22 protein-coding genes are annotated in these 23,443 nt (G+C 70.9%); 13 read left to right on the top strand and 9 right to left on the bottom strand.

Features of this window, described 5'->3' with window-relative positions; translation table 11 throughout:
- Position 1: 1 nt before the first annotated feature.
- Positions 2-1,321 carry a DUF1800 family protein gene (locus ACFW16_RS16675; RefSeq protein ID WP_380306914.1) on the bottom strand — a complete coding sequence of 440 codons (1,320 nt, stop codon included), beginning with the start codon at positions 1,319-1,321 and terminating at the stop codon, positions 2-4.
- Positions 1,322-1,491: 170 nt separating this feature from the next.
- Between ACFW16_RS16675 and ACFW16_RS16680 the strand changes: the two genes are divergently transcribed.
- On the top strand, positions 1,492-3,912 hold the full coding sequence (locus tag ACFW16_RS16680) for a transketolase (RefSeq protein ID WP_380306916.1): 2,421 nt from the start codon (positions 1,492-1,494) through the stop codon (positions 3,910-3,912).
- A gap of 77 nt (positions 3,913-3,989) precedes the next feature.
- Here ACFW16_RS16680 and ACFW16_RS16685 read toward each other — a convergent pair whose 3' ends face one another.
- On the bottom strand, positions 3,990-4,769 hold the full coding sequence (locus tag ACFW16_RS16685; RefSeq protein WP_380306918.1) for a 2-keto-4-pentenoate hydratase: 780 nt from the start codon (positions 4,767-4,769) through the stop codon (positions 3,990-3,992).
- Positions 4,770-4,836: 67 nt separating this feature from the next.
- Between ACFW16_RS16685 and ACFW16_RS16690 the strand changes: the two genes are divergently transcribed.
- From ACFW16_RS16690 to ACFW16_RS16725, 8 genes are all read left to right on the top strand, one after another.
- Positions 4,837-5,589, top strand: coding sequence for an SDR family oxidoreductase (locus ACFW16_RS16690; protein ID WP_380306920.1), 753 nt, complete (start codon positions 4,837-4,839; stop codon positions 5,587-5,589).
- Positions 5,590-5,674: 85 nt separating this feature from the next.
- Positions 5,675-6,412, top strand: coding sequence for a FadR/GntR family transcriptional regulator (locus ACFW16_RS16695; RefSeq protein ID WP_380306922.1), 738 nt, complete (start codon positions 5,675-5,677; stop codon positions 6,410-6,412).
- A gap of 130 nt (positions 6,413-6,542) precedes the next feature.
- Entirely contained in the window at positions 6,543-7,541 is a 999-nt protein-coding gene (locus tag ACFW16_RS16700) for a Bug family tripartite tricarboxylate transporter substrate binding protein (protein WP_380306924.1), read from the top strand.
- Positions 7,542-7,563: 22 nt separating this feature from the next.
- Positions 7,564-8,583, top strand: coding sequence for an aldo/keto reductase (locus tag ACFW16_RS16705; RefSeq protein WP_380306926.1), 1,020 nt, complete (start codon positions 7,564-7,566; stop codon positions 8,581-8,583).
- Between the two features lie 34 nt (positions 8,584-8,617).
- Complete coding sequence (locus ACFW16_RS16710) at positions 8,618-9,541, top strand: sugar kinase (RefSeq protein ID WP_380306928.1); 924 nt, start codon at positions 8,618-8,620, stop codon at positions 9,539-9,541.
- A gap of 98 nt (positions 9,542-9,639) precedes the next feature.
- Complete coding sequence (eda, locus tag ACFW16_RS16715; RefSeq protein ID WP_380306930.1) at positions 9,640-10,272, top strand: bifunctional 4-hydroxy-2-oxoglutarate aldolase/2-dehydro-3-deoxy-phosphogluconate aldolase; 633 nt, start codon at positions 9,640-9,642, stop codon at positions 10,270-10,272.
- Positions 10,269-10,787: a GNAT family N-acetyltransferase gene (locus ACFW16_RS16720; RefSeq protein ID WP_380306932.1), complete on the top strand. Its 519-nt coding sequence runs from the start codon at positions 10,269-10,271 to the stop codon at positions 10,785-10,787. Before eda ends, ACFW16_RS16720 begins: the two co-directional genes overlap by 4 nt.
- Complete coding sequence (locus tag ACFW16_RS16725; RefSeq protein ID WP_380306934.1) at positions 10,784-11,290, top strand: GNAT family N-acetyltransferase; 507 nt, start codon at positions 10,784-10,786, stop codon at positions 11,288-11,290. Before ACFW16_RS16720 ends, ACFW16_RS16725 begins: the two co-directional genes overlap by 4 nt.
- 76 nt (positions 11,291-11,366) lie before the next feature.
- Here ACFW16_RS16725 and pgmG read toward each other — a convergent pair whose 3' ends face one another.
- The 7 genes from pgmG to ACFW16_RS16760 form a co-directional block, all read right to left on the bottom strand.
- A complete protein-coding gene (pgmG, locus tag ACFW16_RS16730; RefSeq protein ID WP_380306936.1) occupies positions 11,367-12,758 on the bottom strand; it encodes a phosphoglucomutase/phosphomannomutase PgmG in 1,392 nt (463 codons plus the stop codon).
- A gap of 35 nt (positions 12,759-12,793) precedes the next feature.
- On the bottom strand, positions 12,794-14,116 hold the full coding sequence (locus tag ACFW16_RS16735; RefSeq protein WP_380306938.1) for a UDP-glucose dehydrogenase family protein: 1,323 nt from the start codon (positions 14,114-14,116) through the stop codon (positions 12,794-12,796).
- Positions 14,117-14,163: 47 nt separating this feature from the next.
- A complete protein-coding gene (locus tag ACFW16_RS16740; RefSeq protein WP_380306940.1) occupies positions 14,164-15,033 on the bottom strand; it encodes a UTP--glucose-1-phosphate uridylyltransferase in 870 nt (289 codons plus the stop codon).
- Positions 15,034-15,191: 158 nt separating this feature from the next.
- Positions 15,192-15,761, bottom strand: coding sequence for a hypothetical protein (locus tag ACFW16_RS16745; protein WP_380306942.1), 570 nt, complete (start codon positions 15,759-15,761; stop codon positions 15,192-15,194).
- A 176-nt stretch (positions 15,762-15,937) separates the two neighbouring features.
- Positions 15,938-16,846, bottom strand: a complete 909-nt coding sequence (locus ACFW16_RS16750; RefSeq protein ID WP_380306944.1) for an Hsp33 family molecular chaperone HslO — start codon at positions 16,844-16,846, stop codon at positions 15,938-15,940.
- A gap of 2 nt (positions 16,847-16,848) precedes the next feature.
- Positions 16,849-17,766, bottom strand: coding sequence for an ornithine carbamoyltransferase (argF, locus tag ACFW16_RS16755; protein WP_380306946.1), 918 nt, complete (start codon positions 17,764-17,766; stop codon positions 16,849-16,851).
- Complete coding sequence (locus ACFW16_RS16760; protein WP_380306948.1) at positions 17,759-18,949, bottom strand: aspartate aminotransferase family protein; 1,191 nt, start codon at positions 18,947-18,949, stop codon at positions 17,759-17,761. Before ACFW16_RS16760 ends, argF begins: the two co-directional genes overlap by 8 nt.
- A 199-nt stretch (positions 18,950-19,148) precedes the next feature.
- Between ACFW16_RS16760 and rpmI the strand changes: the two genes are divergently transcribed.
- From rpmI to pheT, 4 genes are all read left to right on the top strand, one after another.
- Positions 19,149-19,349 carry a 50S ribosomal protein L35 gene (gene rpmI / locus ACFW16_RS16765; protein ID WP_342241424.1) on the top strand — a complete coding sequence of 67 codons (201 nt, stop codon included), beginning with the start codon at positions 19,149-19,151 and terminating at the stop codon, positions 19,347-19,349.
- A gap of 18 nt (positions 19,350-19,367) precedes the next feature.
- Positions 19,368-19,733: a 50S ribosomal protein L20 gene (rplT, locus tag ACFW16_RS16770; protein WP_342241425.1), complete on the top strand. Its 366-nt coding sequence runs from the start codon at positions 19,368-19,370 to the stop codon at positions 19,731-19,733.
- 130 nt (positions 19,734-19,863) lie between these two features.
- Positions 19,864-20,940 (top strand): phenylalanine--tRNA ligase subunit alpha, encoded by a 1,077-nt coding sequence (gene pheS, locus ACFW16_RS16775; protein WP_380306951.1) that lies wholly within the window; start codon positions 19,864-19,866, stop codon positions 20,938-20,940.
- A 26-nt stretch (positions 20,941-20,966) separates the two neighbouring features.
- Entirely contained in the window at positions 20,967-23,369 is a 2,403-nt protein-coding gene (gene pheT, locus ACFW16_RS16780; RefSeq protein ID WP_380306953.1) for a phenylalanine--tRNA ligase subunit beta, read from the top strand.
- Positions 23,370-23,443 lie beyond the last annotated feature (74 nt).

A 23,443-nucleotide genomic window follows, 5' to 3' on the forward strand; every position in this document is an offset into this window, starting at 1 on the left:
CTCACCTCCTCTGGAATTCGGGGCTCAGCAGCGCCAGGGCCATGCCCTCGCGCTGGCTCGGCGCGCCGCGCAGCACGCCCCTGGTCTCCTCCGACAGGGTCGGGCCCAGCAGCGCCTCGGCGAAGGGCAGGGGCGACTGGTCGGCGACGAGGCGCGGGATCACCTGATAGCTCCATTCGATCCGCTCCATCACCAGCTCCGGCGCCAGCCAGTCCGATTCGCGGTCCGGCCAGCCCTGCGGCGACGGCGCGTCATAGACCTTCTGCCCCAGCCGGCGGGCCCAGTTCACCGCCGGCGGTCCGGCCTCGGCGAGGTCGAAGCCGCGCGCGGCCGAGACCACGAGGTCGAGCGGCGACTTGAACTTGCGCCGCTCCGGCTGCCAGGCCTCCGGGCTGTCGATCAGCGCCTCGGACACCGCGGCCAGGTCGCCGCCGGTGTCCTGGAAGGTCTTCGCCAGCCGGTCGACTGCGGCCTGCGGCGGGTCGTCGGCGATGAAGTGGCGGGCCAGCTGCGTAGCGATGTGCCGGGCGGTCGACGGATGCGCGGCCAGCGCGTCCAGCGCCGCCTCGCCCTCGGCCTCACCGGCCTCCGGGTATGTCTTGCCCAGGAAGGTCTTCGGCCCGGGCTCGTGGCCGGTCGGGCGGAAGGCGAAGACGGTGCCGGGCGGGTCCTTGGCCCGGCCGGGCGTCCAGCCGGTCAGGATCATCGCCAGCGCCCGCACGTCGGCCTGGGTGTAGCCGCCGTCGACGCCCAGCGTGTGCAGCTCCATCAGCTCCCGCCCCAGATTCTCGTTCAGCCCCACGCCGGCCTTCTGCCCGTATTTCGAGTTCGGCCCGACCGAGCGGACATTGTCGAGATAGAACAGCATCGCCGGATGGTGCACCACCGCGCCCAGCAGGTCGCGGAACCTGCCGGTCGCGAAGGGGCGGATCGCCTCGGTCTCATAGGCGCCGGCGAAGGGCATGACATAGGTCTGGGCGTAGGCGACGGTGAAGTGGTTGGTCCAGAACTTGACCAGCCGCTCGCGGAACGGCGTGTCGCTGGCCACCGCCGACTGGATGTGGGCGATGCGGTCGCGGTCGCGCAGCGCGCGCGCCTCGTCCTGGTGCGGCTTGCGGCTCTCCTCGTCCGGCGCCGACTGGACCGCGATCAGGATCTCCAGCGCGGCCCGGGTCATCGGCATGTCGCCCGCCGGGGCCGCCGGCTGGCGGATCTGCGCCCGCAGCCAGTCCCAGGGGTTGTCGGCGAGGGTCTCGATCTGCCCCGGCCGGGCGCCGAAACCGAAGCGATTCGCGGCGATGGCCGCCTCGACGAGAGACATCGTTCTCCGTCTCCGCTCTCGAACGATCGGGGCCCCTTCCGTCTCCTGCACGGCAGGGTGGCGGGATTCCGTCGGCCGTCGTCGTTCCCGGGGCAGCGGACCGGCGTTGCGTCCGGTTCACTGGCGTGCTCCATAAGGTAGGGTCTGATCCGCGGCAGGGCGAGGACGCGATGGGGACGGTTGGTCGCAGGGTGCGGGATGCGCGCATCGAGACCGAAGGCGCGGCGGATGCCGATCGGCTGCGCCTGCTCAAGGCGCTGGAGAAGAAGATCCTCTGGCTCTCCGCCTGGACGATCCACAACGCCAACCATCTGCGGCCGAACCTTGACGGGCTGAAGGTCGGCGGCCACCAGGCCTCGTCGGCCTCGCTGGTCACGGTGATGACCGCCCTCTATCTCGACGTGCTGCGGCCGCGCGACCGGGTGGCGGTGAAGCCGCATGCCAGCCCGGTGTTCCACGCCATCCAGTACCTGCTGGGCCAGCAGACGCGGGAGAATCTCGAGGCCTTCCGGTCGCTCGGCGGGGCCCAGTCCTACCCGTCGCGGACCAAGGACGCCGACGACGTCGACTTCTCCACCGGCTCGGTCGGGCTCGGCGTCGCCATGACGCTGTTCGCCTCGATCGCCCAGGACTACGTCGCGCTCAAGGAGTGGGGCCGCGGGGCCAAGGCAGGCGGCCGCATGGTGGCGCTGCTGGGTGACGCCGAGCTCGACGAAGGCAACATCTACGAGGCCCTGCTGGAGGGCTGGAAGCACGACGTCCGCAACGTCTGGTGGGTGATCGACTACAACCGCCAGAGCCTGGATTCGATCGTCACCGAGCGCCTGTTCGCCCGCATCGACAAGCTGTTCGAGAACATGGGCTGGCGGGTGGTGACGCTGAAATACGGCTGGCTGCTGGAGGCCGCGTTCCGCCGCCCGGGCGGCGAGGCGCTGCGGCGTTGGATCGACGAATGCCCGAACCCGCTCTACTCCGCCCTGGTCTATCAGGGCGGGGCGTCCTGGCGGCGCCAGCTGCTGGCCGATATCGGCGGCGAGGCGGGCATCCCGGAGCTGCTGGCCGACCATGACGACGCGGCCCTGGCCGCGCTGATGACCAACCTCGCCGGCCATGACATGGACACGGTTCTGGCGGCGTTCCACGGCATCGCCGACGACGTGCCGACGGTGTTCATCGCCTACACCATCAAGGGCTTCGGCCTGCCCTTCGCCGGTCACAAGGACAACCATGCCGGGCTGATGAACCCGGAGCAGATGGCCGCTTTCCAGGCCGGCCAGGGCGTGCCCGAGGGGCGCGAGTGGGAGCCCTTCGCCGGCATCGACGACCTGGCCGACGAGCTGCGCGCCTTCCTCGCCGCGGTGCCCTTCGCGGCCGAGGGGCGCCGGCGTTATCAGGCGGCGCGGATCCCGGTGCCCGCCGCGCTCGACGTCGCTTTGGCCGAGACCATGTCGACCCAGGAGGGCTTCGGCCGGATCATGGGCGAGCTGGCCAAGCGCGAGGACGCGCTGGCCGAGCGCGTGGTCACCACCTCGCCCGACGTCACCGTCTCGACCAATCTCGGCGGCTGGGTGAACCGCCGCGGCATCTTCGACCGGCACGTCCGCGCCGACGTGTTCAAGGAGCAGAAGGTGGTCTCGGCCCAGCGCTGGGGCATGTCGCCGGACGGCCAGCATGTCGAGCTGGGCATCGCCGAGAACAACCTGTTCATCAACCTCGCGGCGCTGGGCCTGACCCATTCGCTGTTCGGCGAGCGGCTGCTGCCGGTCGGCACCCTGTACGACCCGTTCATCGCCCGCGGCCTCGATGCGCTGAACTACGCCTGCTACCAGGATGCCCGCTTCATGCTGGTGGCGACGCCCTCCGGCCTGACCCTGGCGCCGGAGGGCGGGGCGCACCAGTCGATCGGCTCGCCCCTGATCGGCATGGCCCAGGACGGCCTCGCCAGCTTCGAGCCGGCCTATGTCGACGAGCTGGCGGCGATCATGGCCTGGGGCTTCGACTACATGCAGCGCGACACGTCGGACCCGAAGGCCGGCGACTGGGTGCGCGACCATGACGGCGGCTCGGTCTATCTCCGCCTGTCGACCCGGCCGCTGGAGCAGCCGCGGCGCGACATGACCGAGGATTTGCGCCAGGCGATCATCGCCGGCGGCTATTGGCTGCGCCAGCCGGCGCCCGGCGCGTCGCTGGCCATCGCCTATACGGGGGCCGTGGCGCCGGAGGCGATCGCCGCCTTCGAGCAGGTGCTGGAAGACATCCCCGGCGCCGGCCTCCTGGCCGTGACCTCGGCCGACCGGCTCAATGCCGGCTGGCATGCCGAGGTGGCGGCGGTGCGCGCCGGCCATGCGGTCGAGCCCTGCCTGGCCCGCCGGCTGCTGGCGCCGCTGGCGCCCGACGCGGCGCTGGTCACGGTGCTGGACGGGCATCCGGCGACCCTGTCATGGCTCGGCGGCGTGCACGGCCACCGGGTCAAGCCGCTGGGGGTCGAGCATTTCGGCCAGTCCGGCACCATCCCGCAGCTCTACCGCAAATACGGAATCGACGCCGACGCCATCCTGGACGCCTGCGCCGCGGCGTGTTTGGGGATGTGACGTAGGTTGGGTTCGCATCGCGAACCCAACATCGCGACATCGGCACCGTGTTGGGTTCGCCCAGTGGCGAACCCAACCTACGTTTCCATCTCCACCCGGCCCAGCGCCTCGATCTCGATGGCGATTCGGGCGCCGGGGGCGGGCCATTGCGTCTGCACCAGGCTGCCCAGCAGCACGATCTCGCCGGCCGCCAGACCCCGGCCGCGGCGGGCCAGGGTTCCGGCCAGCCAGGCCAGGGCGTTCAGCGGATGGCCCAGCACGTCGCGGCCATGGCCGCGTCCGACCTCGGCGCCGTCGACCCACATGCGGCCGGACAGGGCGGCCAGGTCCAGGCCGCGCCAGTCGGCGACCGGCGGCCCCAGCACGCAGCCGGCCTGGAAGAAATCGTCGGCCAGCAAGGTCGGCGCGCCCAGCGCGGCGAAATCGGCGTAGCGGTCGTCGACCACCTCGATCGCCGGCAGCACCGCGTCGACTGCCGCCGCCAGCACGTCGCGGCCGTGCGCGCCGGGCGGCAGGTCGCGGCCGATGCGGACCGCGATCTCGCATTCGACGCCGATCCGGTGATGCGCCGCTGCCGGGAAACGGCCGGGGCTCTCCTGGACATTCGCCTGGAAGATGCCGCCCTCGCAGGGCTCCGGGATGCCGAGGAAACGCTGCATCACCGGGGTGGTGCAGCCGATCTTCCAGCCGGCCCGCGGCCCCAGCCGGGCCGACAGCCGCTCATGCACCGCATCCTGCAGCCGGCGCGCGGCGGCGAGGTCCGGCGGGCGCAGCGCTTCCGGCAGGCCGGGGAAGGCGCCGGGCCGCAGCCGGTGGCCGGCCAGGATCCCGGCGGCAGAATGGCGATCGATTGCCATCGCGCACTCCATTGGTAGGGCTTTTATCCTCTGCTACGCTCATTCGTCGGACAAGAGGGAGGATGCCATGGCGGGGGTGCTGCTCGTCACCGGCGCCGGACGGGGAATCGGCGCCGCCATCGCCCGGCTGGGCGCGGCCCGGGGCTGGCGCGTCGCGGTCAATTACGGCCGGTCGCGCGGGCCGGCGGAGGCGCTGGTGGCCGAGATCGCGGCCGCGGGTGGCGAGGCTGCGGCCTTTGGCGCCGATGTCGGCGACAGCGCCGCGGTGACGGCGATGTTCGCCGAGATCGACCGGGCGCTCGGCCCGGTCACCGCCCTGGTCAACAACGCCGGGGTGATCGGCCCGGTGACCCGGGTCGACGGCATGGACGACCCGCAGGGGCTGGCGGCGCTCTACGCCACCAACGTCTTCTCCATGTTCTATTGCAGCCGCGAGGCGATCCGCCGGATGTCGCGGCGCCAGGGCGGGCCGGGCGGCGTGATCGTCAACATCTCCTCGGTCGCGGCCCGGCACGGCGGGCTGCCGCAGGAGGTGGCCTACGCCTCGTCGAAGGGCGCGGTCGATTCCTTCACCACCGGCCTGGCGCGCGAGGTGGCGGCCGACGGCATCCGCGTCGTCGGCCTGCGCCCCGGCCTGACCGACACCGACATCAACGACGACCATGTCGGCGGCAAATCGGTGCTCGGCGCGGTGGCGCCGACCATCCCGATCGGCCGCATCGGCCGGCCGGAGGAGATCGCCGAGGCCGTGCTGTTCCTCTTGTCCGACGCCGCTTCGTATATGACGGCGACCATGATCGACGTGTCGGGGGGGCGCTGATACCCCTCTTTTTTGTCAAATCATTGCAACGCGGGAGATTTCGGCGACAATGGCCCAGGATCCAAAGAAGGTCGAAGACCGCGGCATGAAGAAAAACGGTTATCCTTCCGCCGGCCTGCACGGCCGGGTGGTCCACGATATCGGAGCCCGGATCGTCACCGGGCAGATCCCTCCCGGAGACACGTTGCCGAGCGAAGGCGAGCTGGCGGAGACCTACGGCGCCAGCCGCTCCGCCATCCGCGAGGCGGTGAAGGTGCTGGCGGCCAAGGGGCTGGTCGAGCCGCGGCGCCGCTCCGGCACCCGGGTGCGGCCGCGCGAGGCCTGGAACCTGCTGGACCCCGACATCCTCGGCTGGCATTCGCCCGAGGCGCTGATCCCGAGCTTCCGCCGCGACCTGGTCGAGCTGCGCTGGGCGATCGAGCCGGCGGCGGCGGAGCTGGCGGCCCGCCGCTCGCAGCCCGAGGACCGGGCGCTGATCCAGGAGGCGCTGGACGAGATGGAGAAGGCGGGGGAGGACCCGAACGCCTTCTACCGCGCCGATGTCCGCTTCCACCTCGCCGTCTTCGCCGCCAGCCGCAACGCGCTGATCGAGCGGCTGAGCACCATCCTCGGCCCGTTGCTGACCATGAGCTTCCAGGCCCAGGCGCGGCGCAACCGGGCCTTCCCGCTGGCGGTCGGCGACCACCGCGCGGTTTATGAGGGCATCGCCGCCGGCGACGCCCGGGCGGCGCGCAAGGCGATGCAGTTCATCATGAACCAGAGCGCCCGCGAGCTGGAGGCGGCCAGCCCCGAGGCCGCGATCGCCGCCGACGCACCGGCTTGATCGACGGCCGGCGGCGCGGGTTGCCAGCGCCGCATTCCTCCGCGACAATCCCGGCCCACCGGGCGCTGCCCTGCGCCGTGCCCGAACGATAACAATCACAGCATCGCTCGATCGACCCAGGGGGAGACGCATGACCAAGCTGCACGGCCTGTTCCGACGAACCGTCCTGCTCGCGGGCCTGACGGCCTGCTTCGCGCTGCCGGCCGGCATGGCCTCGGCGGCCGACGCCTTCCCGTCCCGGCCGGTGACGCTGGTGGTGCCGTTCGCGGCCGGCGGCTCGACCGACCTGATCGCCCGCATCATCGCCGAGAAGATGAGCCAGGATCTCGGCCAGACCGTGATCGTCGAGAACAAGGCCGGCGCGGGCGGCAATATCGGCGCCGATGCGGTCGCCAAGGCCGATCCGGACGGCTACACCATCCTGATGGGCACGATCGCGACCCATGCGCTGAACCCCGCGGTCATGAAGCAGATGCCCTACGACCCGGTGAAGGACTTCGCGCCGGTGTCGCTGCTGGTGCTGGTGCCGAACGTGCTCGAGGTCAACCCCGAGCTGCCGGTGAAGTCGGTGCAGGAGCTGATCGCGCTCCTGAAGTCCAAGCCGGGCGAGTACAGCTACGCCTCCTCCGGCATCGGCACGCCGCTGCACCTATCGGGCGAGCTGTTCAAGAGCCTGGCCGGCGTCGACATGGTGCACGTCCCCTATCGCGGCGCCGGGCCGGCGCTGAACGACGTGGTGGCGAACCAGGTGCCGATCATGTTCGACAACCTGCCGTCCTCCACCTCCTTCATCAAGGCGGGCACGCTGCGGGCGCTGGCGGTCACCACCAAGACCCGTTCGGCCAGCTTCCCCGACCTGCCGACGATGGAGGAGGCGGGGGTGCCGGGCTACGAGACCTATACCTGGAACGCGATCTTCGCCCCGGCCGGCACGCCGCAGCCGGTGGTCGACCGGCTGAACGCCGCGGCGGTCAAGGCGGTGAAGGACCCGGCGATGCAGCCGCGCCTGGCCGAGCTCAGCGCCAGCGTGGTCGGCTCCACCCCGGACGAGCTGGCCAAGCATGTGACGTCGGAGCTGGCGAAGTGGGCTCCGATCGTGGAAGCCTCCGGCGCCGCCGACTCCCAGTAAACACCCGACAGGAGCTCCGCCGATGCCGATCGACACCCGCCGCCTGGGACGCACCGATGTCGAGGTGACGACGCTGGGCTTCGGCACGGCGGCGCTCGGCGAGCTCTTCGTCACGGTGCCGGAACCGCAGGCCCATGCCACGCTGCAGGCGGCCTGGGATGCCGGCATCCGGTATTTCGACACCGCGCCCTGGTACGGGCTGGGCCTGGCCGAGCACCGGCTGGGCAGCTTCCTGCACGGCCGGCCGCGCGGCGAGTTCCGCGTCTCCACCAAGGTCGGGCGCTGGCTCAGGCCGTCGCCCGACCCTGAGCATTTCCACTCCGACAAATGGGCCGGCGGCCTGCCCTTCGATATCGTCTTCGACTACGGCTATGACGGCATCATGCGGGCGGTGGAGCAGATCTGGATGCGGCTGACCCTGCCGCGGATCGACCTGCTGCTGATCCACGATCTCGACCTGCCGCACCACAGGACCGACGCCCGGGTGCGGGCCCATCTCGACCGGCTCTCGGCCTCCGGCTGGCGGGCGCTGGAGCAGCTGAAATCCTCCGGCGTGATCGGCGCGGTCGGCGCCGGCATCAACGTCATGGGCATGATCCCGCGGCTGCTCGACGCCGCCGATCTCGACGCCTTCCTGGTGGCGATGCCCTACACGCTGATGGACCAGGAGCCGCTGGCGGAGGAGTTCCCGCTGTGCCAGCGGCACGGCGCCGGCATCGTCATCGGCGGCGTCTTCGCCTCCGGCCTCCTCGCCACCGGGCCGGTCGCGGGCGCCAAGTACGACTACCGCGACGCGACGCCGGAGGAGCTGGAGCGCTGCCGCCGGATCGAGCGGGTCTGCACCGCGCATAACGTGCCGCTGGCCGCGGCGGCGCTGCAGTTCCCGCTCGGCCATCCCAGCGTCGCCTCGGTCATCCCGGGCGCGCTGTCGCCCGACCAGGTCACGCGCAACGTCGAGAATTTCCGCTACCCGATCCCCGCCGGGCTGTGGTCGGATCTGAAATCCGAAAGCTTGATTCGCGCCGACGCGCCGACCCCGTAAAGGGACGGGCCGCGAGCCGGGAAGGGATTGTTTCATGCGGGTGGCATCGATCGGCGAGTGCATGATCGAGATCGCGGTGAAGCCGGGCGGGGACGCCCAGCTCGCCAGCGGCGGTGATACGCTGAACACCGCGGTGTACCTGGCCCGCCAGGGCGTCGCGGTCGACTACGTCACCGCGCTGGGCGACGACCCGTACAGCGACGAGATGCTGGCCCGCTGGCAGGCGGAAGGGGTGGGGACGGGGCTGGTGCCGCGCCTGCCCGGCCGGGTGCCCGGCCTGTACATGATCCGCACCGACGACAAGGGCGAGCGGACCTTCCACTACTGGCGCGACCGGGCGCCCGCGCGAGAAGTCTTCGAGTTGCCAGGTGCTGACGAACTGGCCGAAACGCTGGCCGGCTACGGCCTGCTCTACTTCTCCGGCATCACCCTGTCGCTGTACAGCGACCGCGGCCGCGACGCCTTCCATGCGGCCCTGTCGGCGGCGAAGGCGAGGGGCGCACGCATCGCCTTCGACGGCAATTACCGGCCGCGCGGCTGGCCCGACAAGGCGAAGGCGCAGGCGGTGTTCGCGCGGTTCCTGGCGCTGGCCACCCACGCCCTGCCGACCTTCGACGACGAGCAGGCGCTGTTCGGCGACGGCGACCCGCAGGCCACCATCGCCCGGCTGCGCGGATACGGCGTCGGCGAGATCGTGGTGAAATGCGGCGGCGAAGGCTGCCACATCGCCACGGCCGAAGGCCTGACGAATGTGCCGGTGCCGCAGGTGGTGACCCCGGTCGACACCACCGCGGCCGGCGACAGCTTCAACGCCGGCTACCTGGCCGGCCGCTTCGCCGGGCTGGACCCGGCGGCCTCGGCGCTGCGCGGCCACCGCCTGGCCGCGGCGGTGATCGGCCACCGCGGCGCCGTGGTGCCGCGCGACGCCATGCCGGATTTCGCCGGCGGGCCGACCTGACCCGAGGCGGATGACTCTTATTCGTCATCCACAATTTGCTAAGGTGCCGGCGCAACCTGAACGCCCGGCCCTTCACACCTGACCGATCGAGACCTGTCATGACCGTCGACGCCATCATCGCCCGCGCCCCGATCATCCCCGTGCTGACCGTCGAGACGGTGGAGGCGGCGGTGCCGCTGGCCCGCGCCCTGGTCGAGAGCGGCCTGCCGGTGCTGGAGGTGACGCTGCGCACCAAGGTCGCGCTCGAGGTCATCGCCGCCATGGCGGCCGAGGTGCCGGAGGCGATCGTCGGCGCCGGCACCGTGCTGAACCCGGCCGACCTGGAGGCCTCGCGCAAGGCCGGCGCCGTGTTCGGCGTCAGCCCCGGCCTGACCCCGGCCCTGGCGCGGGCGGCGGAGGGCTTCCCGTTCCTGCCCGGCGCGGTGACGCCGTCGGAGATCATGGCGGCCCGCGACCTCGGCTACGGCGTGCTCAAATTCTTCCCGGCCGAGATCTATGGCGGCCAGTCGGCGCTGGCGGCCCTGGCCGGCCCCTTCGCCGGCATGCGCTTCTGCCCCACGGGCGGCGTTCGCGAATCCAACCTGCGGGCCTATCTGTCCCTGCCGAACGTGGCGGTGGTCGGCGGCACCTGGATCGCCGGCAAGGCCGAGGTGGCGGCCGGCGACTGGGCGGCGGTCGCCGCCCGCGCCCGCCGCGCCGTGGCCATCGCCCGCGGCGAGGAGGAGGCGTGAGCGAAGCGCCCGCCTTCACTCTGCGGGCGCTGCGCACTGAGGACTGGCCGGACGTTGCGGAGATCCAGGCGCAGCCCGGCTTCCGCTGGGGCACGCTGCGGCCGCCCTATGAATCGCCGGACGCGATCCGCAAATGGTTGGAAAACCGGCCGCCCGGCGACCTCTATATCGTCGCCGAAGCCGAGGGCCGGGTGGTCGGGCTGACCGACCTGACGCTCGGACAAGGCCGGCGCCGGCACAGCGGCGGGATCGGCATGGCCGTGCATGATTCCTGGCAAGGCCGCGGCATCGGCACCGGCCTGATGGCGGCGCTGATCGATGCCGCCGACCACTGGCTCGACGTCCGCCGGCTGGAGCTGACGGTGTGGGCCGACAACGCGCCGGCCCTGGCGCTCTATCGCAAGTTCGGCTTCGTCGAGGAGGCGCGGATGCGGGCCCATGGCTACCGCGACGGGACCTATGTCGACGCCCTGGCGATGGCCAGGCTGCGGGGGCTCGGCGGAGGCGAGGCATGACCGCCGCGCCCGCCTTCACGCTGCGGGCCAGCCGGATCGAGGACGCGGCCGGCATAACCGAGCTGCACAGCCAGCCGCGCTTCCGCTGGGGCACGCTGCGGCCGCCCTTCCCCTCGGTCGAGCCGGTGCGGAAATGGCTGACCGAACGGTCGCCGGACGACGTGCACATCGTCGCCGAGGCCGAGGGCCGGATCATCGGCGATGCCGGGCTGCACCGCGGCAAGGGCCGCCGGGCGCACACGGCGGCGATCGGCATGGGCGTGCATGACGACTTCGCCGGCCGCGGCGTCGGCACGGCGCTGATGGCCGCCCTGATCGATGCCGCCGACAACTGGCTGGACCTGAAACGGCTGGAGCTGACGGTCTGGACCGACAACGCGCCGGCCCTGGCCCTCTACCGCAAGTTCGGCTTCGTCGAGGAAGGGGTGATGCGCGCCTACGCCTATCGCGACGGCGCCTATGTCGACGCCGTGGCGATGGCCCGGCTCAGGGGGATCGGGTAGGAGGCCTGCGTAGGTTGGGTTCGCGGACGCGAACCCAACGTTCCGACGGCCGGGGCGAACCCAACCTGCGCGGTTCTCAATGCGCCGAGGCGGTGAAGCTGGGCTCGGTCAGGCCGCTTTGCTGCAGCTGGTCGACGATCTGCGCCTTCAGCCGGGCCAGGCCGGCCTCGTCGCCGCTCTCGGCGCGGGCCACCAGCACGTCCTGGGTGTTCGAGGCGCGCAAAAGCCACCAGCCGTCCGGCGTGGTCACCCGGGCGCCGTCGATGTCGTTCACGTCGGCGCCGGCCCGGCGCAGCCGGGCCATGACCTCGTCGATCACCGCGAACTTCCGGCTCTCGTCGACCTGGAACCGCACCTCGGGGGTGGAGACGGTGCTGGGGAAGGTGTCGCGCAGCGCTGCCAAGGTGCCGCCGCTGCGGCTGACCTGGGCCACCAGCCGCACGCCGCAATACAGCGCGTCGTCGAAGCCGTACCATTTGTCGGCGAAGAAGATGTGGCCCGACATCTCGCCGGCCAGGGGCGACTTCACCTCGGCCATCTTCGCCTTGATCAGGGAATGGCCGGTCTTCCACATCAGCGGCGTGCCGCCCAGCGTCGCGATCGCGTCGAACACGGTCTTGCTGGTCTTGACGTCGGCGATCACGGTGCCGCCGGGGTGCCGCGGCAGCACGTCGATGGCGTAGACCGCCACCAGCATGTCGCCCGGGATGATCCGGCCCTGGCCGTCGATCGCGCCGATGCGGTCGGCGTCGCCGTCGAAGGCGATGCCGAGATCCGCGCCGACCTCGGCCACCTTGGCCTGCAGCGCCACCAGGTTCTCCGGGATGGTCGGGTCCGGATGGTGGTTCGGGAAGCGGCCGTCGATCTCGTCGAACAGCAGCACGTGCCTGCCCGGCAGCTTCGCCGTCAGGCGGCGCAGAACCTCGCCGGCGGCGCCGTTGCCGTTGTCCCAGACCACGGTCAGGTCGCGGGTGCCGTCATAGTCGCGCCGCAGCCGCTCGACATAGAGGTCGCGCAGGTCGAGGTCGCGCACCGTGCCCGCGCCCGTCTCCAGGTCGCCGGCGGCGGCGATGCGGCCGATCTCCAGGATCTGGTCGCCATAGACCGGGCCCGAGCGCAGCACCATCTTGATGCCGTTGTAGTCCGGCGGGTTGTGCGACCCGGTGACCATCACGCCGGCATCGGCGTCCAGGTGCTTCTGCGCGAAATACAGCATCGGCGTCGGCCCCAGCCCGACGCGCACGACCTCGAGCCCGGTCGAGACCAGGCCCTGGACCAGCGCCGCCTCCAGCTCCACCGAGCTCAGCCGGCCGTCATAGCCGACCACCACCTGCCGGCCGCCCTTGCGCTTGACGATGGTGCCGAAGGCAGCGCCCACCGCCCGGTAATCGGCGGCCGCGAGCGTCTTTCCGATGACGCCGCGGATGTCGTATTCGCGCAGGACGGTGGGGTGGAAGCTGTGGGTCATGATGCGGGTACGGTCCTTGGGCGGGTCTTGAGGTTTCAGCCGGCCGAGCCCGGCACCGGGCGGCCGATGCTGTGGTATCGGAAGCCGGCCGCCTGCATGTCCGCCGGCTTGTAGACGTTGCGCAGGTCGACGAAGACCGGGCCGCCCATCAGCGTGATCATCCGCGCCGGGTCGAGGGCGCGGAACTCGTTCCATTCGGTCAGCACCACGGCGCCGTCGGCGCCGCGCAGCGCCTCATAGGCGCCGGTCGCGTAGTCGATGTCGGTCAGCAGCTTGCGCGCCTCCTTCATCGACGCAGGGTCGTAGGCGCGGATCCGGGCCCCCGCCTTCTGCAGCGCCGGCACCACCGTCAGGCTCGGGGCGTCGCGCATGTCGTCGGTGTTCTGCTTGAAGGCGAGGCCCAGCACGGCGATGGTCTTGCCGGCGACGCTGCCGCCGAAGGCGGCGATCACCCGGTTGGCCATCTCGGCCTTGCGCGTCTCGTTGACATCGATGACGGTCTCGATCAGGCGCTGCCGGGCGCCGGCATCGCGCGCGGTCTGCACGAAGGCCAGCGTGTCCTTGGGGAAGCAGGACCCGCCATAGCCCGGGCCGGGATGCAGGAACTTCGGCCCGATGCGGTTGTCCAGGCCGAGCGACCGGGCGACGTCATGGACATTGGCGCCGACCTGCTCGCACAGATCGGCGACCTCGTTGATGAAGGTCACCTTCATCGCCAGGAAGCTGTTGGCGGCGTATTTGATCAGCTCCGCCGTCTCCAGCGCCGTGGTCACGATCGGCCGCTCGATCAGGTACAGCGGCCGGTAGACGTCGGACAGGACCTCGCCGGCGCGCTCGCTTTCGGCGCCGATGACCACGCGGTCCGGCAGCATGAAGTCGCCGATCGCCGAGCCCTCGCGCAGGAACTCGGGGTTGGAGGCGATGTCGAAATCGGCGTCCGGCCGGGCCCTGCGGATCACCTCGGCGACCTTGCGGCCGGTGCCGACCGGCACCGTCGACTTGGTGACGACGACGGCGTAGCCGGTCAGCGCCCGGGCGATCTCCTCGGCCGCGGCGAAGACGTAGGTCAGGTCGGCATGGCCGTTGCCGTGCCGGCTCGGCGTGCCGACGGCGATGAACACCGCATCGACGCCGTCCACCGCCGCCGCCAGGTCGGTGGTGAAGGACAGGCGACCGGCGGCCGTGTTCTTCGCCACCAGCACATCGAGGCCCGGCTCGTAGATCGGCATCTCGCCGCGCTTCAGCCGCTCGATCCGGTCGGCATCCTTGTCGACGCAGACGACGTCGTGGCCGAATTCCGAGAAGCAGGCGCCGGAGACGAGGCCGACATAGCCGCTTCCGATCATCGCGATGCGCATGGGCGCACCATCTCCCTAGTTCCGCCGGCTGATCTCAGCCGGCCGGGTCACAGATAGCGGGCGACGGCCTCGCGCAGCGCGGCGGACAGGTCCGGCCGGTCCAGCCCGTAGGCCAGATTGGCGGCGATGAAGCCGACCTTGTCGCCGCAATCGAAGCGGTCGCCCTCGAAGCGCACGCCATGGAAGGGCTGGCTGCCGATCAGCCGGGCCATCGCGTCGGTCAGCTGGATCTCGCCGCCGGCGCCGCGCTCCTGCCGGTCGAGATGGCTGAACACCTCCGGCTGCAGGATGTAGCGGCCGACCACCGAGAGGTCGGACGGGGCCTCCTCCGGCTTCGGCTTCTCGACCAGGCCGGTGACCTCGGCCACCGTGCCGTCGTCCTGGCCGATGGCGAGGATGCCGTAGCGCGAGGTCAGCGCCTTCGGCACCTCGCGCACCGCGATCAGGTTGCCGCCATGGGCGCCGTAGGCCTGCACCATCTGCGCCAGCAGCGGGGTTCGGCACTTGAAGATCTCGTCCGGCAGCAGCACCGCGAAAGGCCGGTCGCCGACCAGGTGGCGGGCGCACCAGACGGCGTGGCCGAGGCCCAGCGGCTGGGCCTGGCGGACGAAGCTGAACTGGCCGGGCGGCAGCTCGGCGTCGCGCGCCGCCTTCAGCTGCTCCGCCTTCTTGCGGGCCTCCAGCGTGGCGTAGAGCTCGGCGTTCTCGTCGAAATGGTCCTCCAGCGCGGTCTTGCCGCGGCTGGAAACGAAGACGAACTCCTCGATCCCGGCGGCCTTGGCCTCTTCGACCGCGTATTGCAGCACCGGCTTGTCGACGACGCAGAGCATCTCCTTCGGCACCGCCTTGGTGGCCGGCAGCGACCGGGTACCGAGGCCTGCGACGGGGAAGACGGCGACCTTGACGGGCTCAGACATGAATGCCTTCTCTGAAACTCGGGACACCCGCTATGAACAATTCATATCCCGCCTTGTGCCACAGAGCAGGACGAAAAGGAAATCGGGTGGAGTTCGGGGGCGTTCCGGCCGGCCTGGGGCCGGCCCGGGCCGCGACGGAATCAGGCCCGACCTTCCCGCTACGGCAGCACGAGAGGCGCCAGATACTGCCGGATATTGGCCTCGAACTGCCGGTCGAACTCGTTCATCCCGTCCTGCAGCAGCCCGGCCTCGGCGCGGTTCTGGTCGGCGACGCTGGAGCCGTCGGTCACGGTGGTCGACCGCTCGACCCTGACATCGGTATAGCCGCCGGTGTAGGCGCCGACGGGGCCGACCTCCAGACGGGCCGCCAGCCGCAGGATCAGCCTCTGCGAGGGTTGGTCCCGGAACACCGCCGTCAGGCCGCCCTGGGTCGCCAGCGGCTCGCGGGTCAGGCTGGCCTCCTGGATGATCAGCTGTCCGGTGCCGGCGCGGCCGCCGGCCTGAAGGCGCGCTGCGGCCCAATCGCGGATCGCCGGCGCCGGGGTGACCCTCTGCGCTCCAGGCGTCGAGCTATGGTTCACGGTGTCGATGCGGGCGAGGTTCAGCCGGATCGGCGGGCGGCCGGCGAAGCTCACCGGCGCCACGCTCGCCAGCTCCGGTCCGCCGCAGGCGGCGAGCAGCAGAAGGGCGGCGCCGGCAAACAGGCTGCGACGGGTCGGGTGGGGCATCGGATCCTCCGCTGAAGGATGCGCTCGAAAGCAAACGCTCCAAAACCGGAGCTCTTCCTTATTGTCATTGCCGGGCTTGACCCGGCAATCCAGAAGGTCTCGACATCCTCTGGATGCCCGGGTCAAGCCCGGGCATGACAGTTTGATTCGATCGTTGGCCGACGTCGCGCAGGCTCTCACGCCGCGTAAAGAGCAGCCAGCTGGTCCCGGTCGAAATCGTAGCGGGTGTTGCAGAACTCGCAGGCGACCTCGACCCGGCCGTCGACGGCCAGGCTCTCGATCTCCGCCTTCGGCATCGACTTCAGCATCGACGCCACCCGCTCGCGCGAGCAGCGGCAGGAGAAGCGCATCGGCTGGGGCGGGAAGACCCGCACCCCGTCCTCATTATAGAGACGGTACAGCAGCGCCTCGCCGGACAGGGCCGGCTGGGTCAGCTCGTCATCGGTGGCGGAGCCGAGCAGCACCATGGCGCGGCGCCAGTCGTCCTCGCGGTCGGTCGGCACCTGCTTCTCGGGGTCGGGCAGGCGCTGCAGCATGATGCCGCCGCCGCGCCAGCCGGACGGGCCGTGCCCGACGGCCGAGCGCAGCCCGGCCTGCAACTGCTCCGACTGCCGGAAATAATGCTGGGCGCATTCCCACAGCGTCTCGCCGGAGAGGTCGACGATGCCCTGGTAGCGCTCGGTGTCCTGGCCCTGGTCGACGGTGAAGGCCAGGTGGCCCTTGCCCAGCAGCGCCGGCACCGTGGTGGCGGTGCCGGGGGAGTCGGGGTCGATCAGGCGGGCCTCGTCGAACATGGCGTTGGCGCGGACCGCGCCGTCGCTGGTGACGTCGGCCACCACCAGCCGCACCGGCCCGTCGCCCTTGGCCTGCAGGGTGAACACGCCCTCGTATTTGAGCGCGCTGGCCAGAAGGGAGGTCAGCACCACCGTCTCGGCCAGCAGATGGGCGACCGGCTCGGGATAGGCGTGGCGGCCGAGGATGTCGTCGAGCAGCGGGCCGAACCGGACCAGCCGGCCGCGCAGCCCCGACGCCTCGATCTGGAAGGGGAGGACGAGATCGTCCCCCCCGGTCGTGACCGGCGCCATCGTCACAGGGCTCCCAGGCACCACAGCAGGATGCCCTTCTGGGCGTGCAGGCGGTTCTCCGCCTCGTCCCAGACCACCGATTGCGGGCCGTCGATCACCCCGTCCGTCACCTCCTCGCCGCGATGGGCCGGCAGGCAGTGCATGAACAGGGCGTCCGGCTTGGCCTGCGCCATCAGCCGTTCGTCGACCTGGTAGGGCCGCAGCAGGTTGTGGCGCGACGGCGCGTCCTTGTCGCCCATCGACACCCAGGTGTCGGTGACCACCAGGTCGGCGCCGCGCACCGTGGTCTCGGGGTCGGTGCCGACCGAGATCCGGGCGCCTTCGCGATGCGCCCACTGGATCAGGTCGGCCGGCGGCGACAGCTCGTCCGGGCAGGCCAGGCGCAGCTCGAAGTCGAACATGCCGGCGGCGCGGATCCAGGACCGGGCGACGTTGTTGCCGTCGCCGGTCCAGGCGGCGACGCGCCCGGCGATCGGCCCGCGCTTCTCCTCGAAGGTCATCACATCGGCCATCAGCTGGCACGGATGGGTCTCGTCGGTCAGGCCGTTGATCACCGGCACCGTGGCGTTCTCGGCCATCTCGCGCAGCCGGTCCTCGTCCGAGGTGCGCAGCATGATGATGTCGACATAGCGCGACAGCACCCGGGCGGTGTCGCCGATGGTCTCGCCGCGGCCGAGCTGGATCTCGGTGCCGGTCAGCATCACCACCTCGCCGCCGAGCTGGCGCATCCCGACCTCGAAGGAGACGCGGGTGCGGGTCGACGGCTTCTCGAAGATCAGCGCCAGGGTGCGGCCGGCCAGCGGCTTCGACGCATTGCCGCGCGGATCGGCCTGCTTCAGCTCGATCGACCGGTCGATGATCCGGCGCAGGTCTGCCTTCGACAGATGGTGCAGATCGGTGAAGTGCTTGACGTCAGCCATTTGCCACCGCCTTCGCCGCCCGGGCGGCGCACACCTTGTCGAGGATCGAGATCGCCTCGGCGATTTCCGCCGCGCCGATGGTCAGCGGCGGCAGGATGCGGATGACGTTCTCGCCGGCGCCGACGGTCAGGAGGCCGGCGGCGCGCAGCTCGGGGACCATCTGGTCGCTCGGCTGCACGCATTTCAGGCCCAGCATCAGGCCGGTGCCGCGCACCTCCTCCAGCACCGCCGGATGGCGCGCCACCAGCGCCTCCAGCTCGGCCTTCAGCTGCTTGCCGGTGCGCTCGACCCCCTCGAAGAAGCCGTCGGCCAGGACGATGTCGAGCACGGCGTTGCCGATCGCCGTCGCCAGCGGGTTGCCGGCATAGGTCGAGCCGTGCGTGCCCGGGGTCATGCCGCAGGCCGCCTCCTCGGTCGCCATGAAGGCGCCGAGCGGGAAGCCGCCGCCGATGCCCTTGGCGACGCACATCACGTCCGGCGTGATCCCGGCCCATTCATGGGCGAAGAACCTGCCGGTCCGGCCGTAGCCGCACTGGATCTCGTCGAAGAACAGCAGCAGGCCGAACTCGTCGCAGACGCGGCGCAGCTCGCGCAGATACTCCGGCGTCGCGGCCTTGATGCCGCCCTCGCCGATGATCGGCTCGATGCAGATCGCCGCGGTCTCGTCGGTGATCGCCGCGCGCAGTTCGTTCATGTTGCCCCAGGCGACCTGGTCGAAGCCCTCGACCAGCGGGCCGAAGCCCTTGATCAGCTTCTCGCCCTTGGCGGCCGAGATCGCGGCCAGGGTGCGGCCGTGGAAGCTGTTGGTGACGGTGATGATCCGCCAGCGCTTCGGGTTGCCGCGGGTGTAGTGGTACTTGCGCACCAGCTTGGTCGCGCCTTCCCAGGCCTCGGCGCCCGAGTTGGTGAAGAACACCGTGTCGGCGAAGGTGGCGTCGACCAGCCGCTGGGCCAGGCGCTCGCCCTCCGGGATCCGGTACAGGTTCGAGACGTGCCACAGCTTGGCGCCCTGCTCCTGCAGGGTCTTCACCAGATGCGGGTGGCAGTGGCCCAGCGCCACGACCGCGATCCCCGCCGCGAAGTCCAGGTATCGTCGCCCGTCGGTCCCGAACAGATACGCCCCTTCGCCCCGCTCGAAGACGAGGTCGGCACGCGCATAGGTCGGCATGACAGCGGGAATCATGGACAGGCTCGCTGAGAGTGAGTCTCGGTCAGAGTCTCGTGGTTGCGGGAAGGAGGCGACTAAGCCCAGCTTATGCGGCGCTTGTCAACGCGCGCCCGTGCCGTTATAACGCGCGCTCCGTTCGGGTGGCGAGGCCGGGGTCCGATCCCCGGGGCATGCCCAACCACCCATCCATCGTCTTCCTTCGGAAGGACCGAAAATGCCCAAGATGAAGACCCATTCCAGCGCCAAGAAGCGCTTCCGGCTGACCGCCTCCGGCAAGGTCCGCTACAACTCGGCCTATCGCCGCCACCGCCTGCTGACCAAGACCAAGGCGGCCAAGGAGCGGAACCAGGGCACCAAGATCATGTGCGACGCCGACGCGACGAAGGTGAAGCGCTATCTCCTGGTCAACGGCTGAGCAGAGGAGCGCTGACAGATGGCACGAGTTTCCCGCGGCGTCACCAGCCACGCCCGCCACAAGAAGATCCTCAAGCTCGCCAAGGGCTACCGCGGCCGCGCTTCGACCAACTATCGCGTCGCGATCGAGAAGGTCGAGAAGGCGCTGCGCTACGCGTATCGCGACCGGCGCAACAAGAAGCGCGACTTCCGCGGCCTGTGGATCCAGCGCATCAACGCCGGCGTGCGCGAGCACGGCCTGACCTATTCGAAGTTCATGCACGGCATCAAGCTGGCCGGCATCGACATCGACCGCAAGGTCATGTCCGACATCGCCACGCGCGAGCCGGAGTCGTTTAAGGCCTTGGTCGATCAGGCCCAGGCCGCGCTCAAGAACGCCGCTTGATCCCCTCCCGCCCCGGCGGGATCGGATAAAGCGAAAGGAAGCGGGGGTCGGGCCTGAGGGCTCGGCCCCTTTTTTCATGGCCGGTTGCCGGCCCCCCGGACAACCGGGACCACCATCGAGGATACAGGCGATGGAACAGGTAGAGACGCTGAAGCGCGAAGTGGCCGCGGCGCTGGCCCAGGCCCCGGATCTCGCGGCCCTGGACGCCGTGCGGGTCGCGGCGCTGGGCAAGAAGGGCAGCCTGACCGGCCTGATGGCGGGCCTGCGCGACCTCGACCCGGAGGCGCGCAAGGCCTTCGGCGCGGCGCTGAACGTGGCCAAGGACGAGATCACCGCCCTGCTCGACGCCCGCAAGGCGGAGCTGGAGCGGGCGGCGCTGGACGCCCGGCTGGCGCGCGAGACGGTCGACGTCACCCTGCCGCCGCGGCCGGAGCGGACCGGCCGGATCCACCCGATCAGCCAGACCCGCGACGAGATGGTGGCGATCTTCGCCGAGATGGGCTTCACCGTCGCCGAAGGCCCGGACATCGAGGACGACTGGCACAACTTCACCGCCCTGAACATCCCGCCGGAGCATCCGGCGCGGCAGATGCACGACACCTTCTATCTGCCGGACCGTCCGGACGGGAAGGCGGCGGTGCTGCGCACCCACACCTCGCCGGTGCAGATCCGCACCATGCTGTCGCAGACGCCGCCGATCCGCATCGTCGCGCCGGGCCGGACCTTCCGCTCGGATTACGACCAGACCCACACCCCGATGTTCCATCAGATCGAGGGGCTGGTGATCGACGAGGCCATTCATATGGGCCATCTGCGCGGCTGCCTGCTGGAGTTCTGCCGCGCCTTCTTCGACGTGCCGGACCTGCCGATCCGCTTCCGCCCCAGCTTCTTCCCCTTCACCGAGCCGTCGGCCGAGGTCGACATCGGCTGCTCGCGCAAGGGCGGCGAGCTGAAGCTGGGCAATTACGGCGACTGGCTCGAGATCCTGGGCTGCGGCATGGTCCATCCCAAGGTGCTGGAGGCCTGCGGCATCGACTCGACCCGCTACCAGGGCTTCGCCTTCGGCATGGGGATCGAGCGGCCGGCGATGCTGAAATACGGCATCCCCGACCTGCGCACCTTCTTCGAGGCCGATCTGCGCTGGCTGAAGCACTACGGCTTCGTGCCGCTCGACGTTCCCAGCCTGGCCACCGGCCTGACCCGCTAGACCGCCCGCCGCACGAGGCCGAGATCATGAAATTCACGCTGTCCTGGCTTAAGGACCATCTCGACACCACGGCGTCGCTGGGCCAGATCACCGACACGCTGACCAGCCTCGGGCTCGAGGTCGACGGCGTCGAGGACCCGGCCGCCGCCCTGGCGCCCTTCACCATCGCTTATGTGAAGTCGGCGGTGCAGCACCCGAACGCCGATCGGCTGCGGGTCTGCATCGTCGACACCGGCCGCGGCGAGGTGCAGGTGGTGTGCGGCGCGCCCAACGCCCGCACCGGCATGAAGGGCGTGTTCGCGCCGGCCGGGTCGTACATCCCGGGCACCAAGATCGACCTCAAGGCCGGGACGATCCGCGGCGAGGCCTCGAACGGCATGCTGGTGTCGGAGCGCGAGCTCGGCCTGTCGGACGAGCATGACGGCATCATCGACCTGCCGCAGGACGCGCCGCTCGGCGCCTCCTTCGCCGCTTGGCGCGGCCTCGACGACCCGGTGATCGAGATCGGGCTGACCCCGGACCGGGCCGACTGCGCCGGCATCCGCGGCATCGCCCGCGACCTCGCCGCCGCCGGCCTCGGCACGCTGAAGCCGCTGGACGAGACGCCGGTCGCCGGCAGTTTCCGGACCGACCTGACGGTCGATCTCGACTTCCCAGCCGATGCCGCCGCGGCCTGCCCGATGTTCGCCGCCCGGGTGTTCCGTGGGGTGAGGGACGGCCCCAGCCCGGCCTGGCTGCAGGCGCGGCTGAAGGCGATCGGGCTCAGGCCGATCTCGCTGCTGGTCGACATCACCAACTACTTCACCTTCGACCGCAACCGGCCGCTGCATGTCTTCGACCAGGGCAAGGTCCGCGGGGGCTTGAGGCTCCGCCTGTCGCAGGGCGGCGAGACGCTGGCGGCGCTGAACGACAAGACCTACACGCTCGGCGCCGGCGTCACCGTGATCGAGGACGACACCGGCCCGCTCAGCCTCGGCGGCATCATGGGCGGCGCCTCGACCGGCGTGTCCGAGCAGACCACCGAGGTGATCCTCGAGGCGGCGCTGTTCGACCCGGTGCGCACCGCCATGAGCGGCCGGGCGCTCGGCATCAGCAGCGATGCGCGCTACCGCTTCGAGCGCGGCGTCGACCCGGCGGCGGTGGTCGCCGGCATCGAGCAGGCGACCCGGATGATCCTGGAGCTGTGCGGCGGCGAGGCTTCTCAACTCGTGATCGCCGGGCGTGAGCCCGACTGGCGCCGGACGTTGACGCTGCGCCCCGTCCGGGTCGAGAGCCTGGGCGGCGTCGCCGTGCCGCGCGGCCGCCAGGTGGAGATCCTGTCGGCGCTGGGCTTCGGCATCTCGGACGGCGCCGACGGGCTGATCCAGGCCGCGGTCCCGTCCTGGCGCGGCGACGTGCAGGGCGAGGCCGATCTGGTGGAGGAGGTGCTGCGGGTCAATGGCTACGATGCCATTCCGGCGGTGTCGCTGCCGAGGCTGGCCCCGCTGACCCAGCCGGCGCTCAGCCCGGCGCAGAAGGCGCGCGAGCTGGTGCGCCGGACCCTCGCCGGCCGCGGCCTGGACGAGGCGGTGACCTGGTCCTTCATGGACGGGCGCGACGCCGGCTGGTTCGGCTTCCAGAACAGCGGGCTGAAGCTCCTGAACCCGATCGCGTCGGACCTCGACACGATGCGCCCCTCGGTGCTGCCGAACCTGATCCGGGCCGCCGGCCGCAACGCCGCGCGGGGCCTGCCCGACGCGGCGCTGTTCGAGATCGGCCCGGCCTATCGCGACGCCACCGAGACCGGCCAGGCCATGGTCGCCGCCGCGGTCCGCTCGGGCCTCAGCGGCCCGCGCCACTGGGCGCAGCCGCCGCGGCCGGCCGACGTGTTCGATGCCAAGGCCGACGCCATCGCGGCGCTGGAGGCGGCGGGCGCGCCGGTCGCCAACCTCGCGGTCTCGACCGACGCGCCGGACTGGTACCACCCGGGCCGCTCCGGCTGCCTGCGGCTGGGCCTGACGGTGCTGGCGCATTTCGGCGAGCTGCACCCGGCGGTGCTGTCGGCGCTGGTGGTCGACGGGCCGGTGGTCGGCTGCGAGGTCTTCCTCGACGCCGTGCCGCAGCCGAAGAAGAAGGCGGGCACGGCCAAGCCGCTCTTGAAGCTGGCGGCGTTCCAGCCGGTGGTGCGCGATTTCGCCTTCGTGGTCGAGGAGTCGGTGCCGGCCGACCGCATCCTCAAGGCGGCGAAGGGGGCGGACAAGGCGCTGGTCGCCGATGTCGCCCTGTTCGACGTCTATCGCGGCCCGGGCGTGCCGGAAGGCCGCAAGTCGCTGGCGCTGGCGGTGACGCTGCAGCCGATCGAGGCGACCCTGACCGACGAGGCGATCGAGGCCGTTGGCAAGAAGATCGTCGCCGCGGTCGAGAAGCAGGGTGGGATGTTGCGGGGGTAGGGGCGGGCCTCCGGGCCATGCGTCACCCCTCCCTTCCTGTCATTGCCGGGCTTGACCCGGCAATCCAGGGACGG

The organism is Inquilinus sp. NPDC058860 (assembly GCF_042743185.1).
Classification (GTDB): domain Bacteria; phylum Pseudomonadota; class Alphaproteobacteria; order DSM-16000; family Inquilinaceae; genus Inquilinus.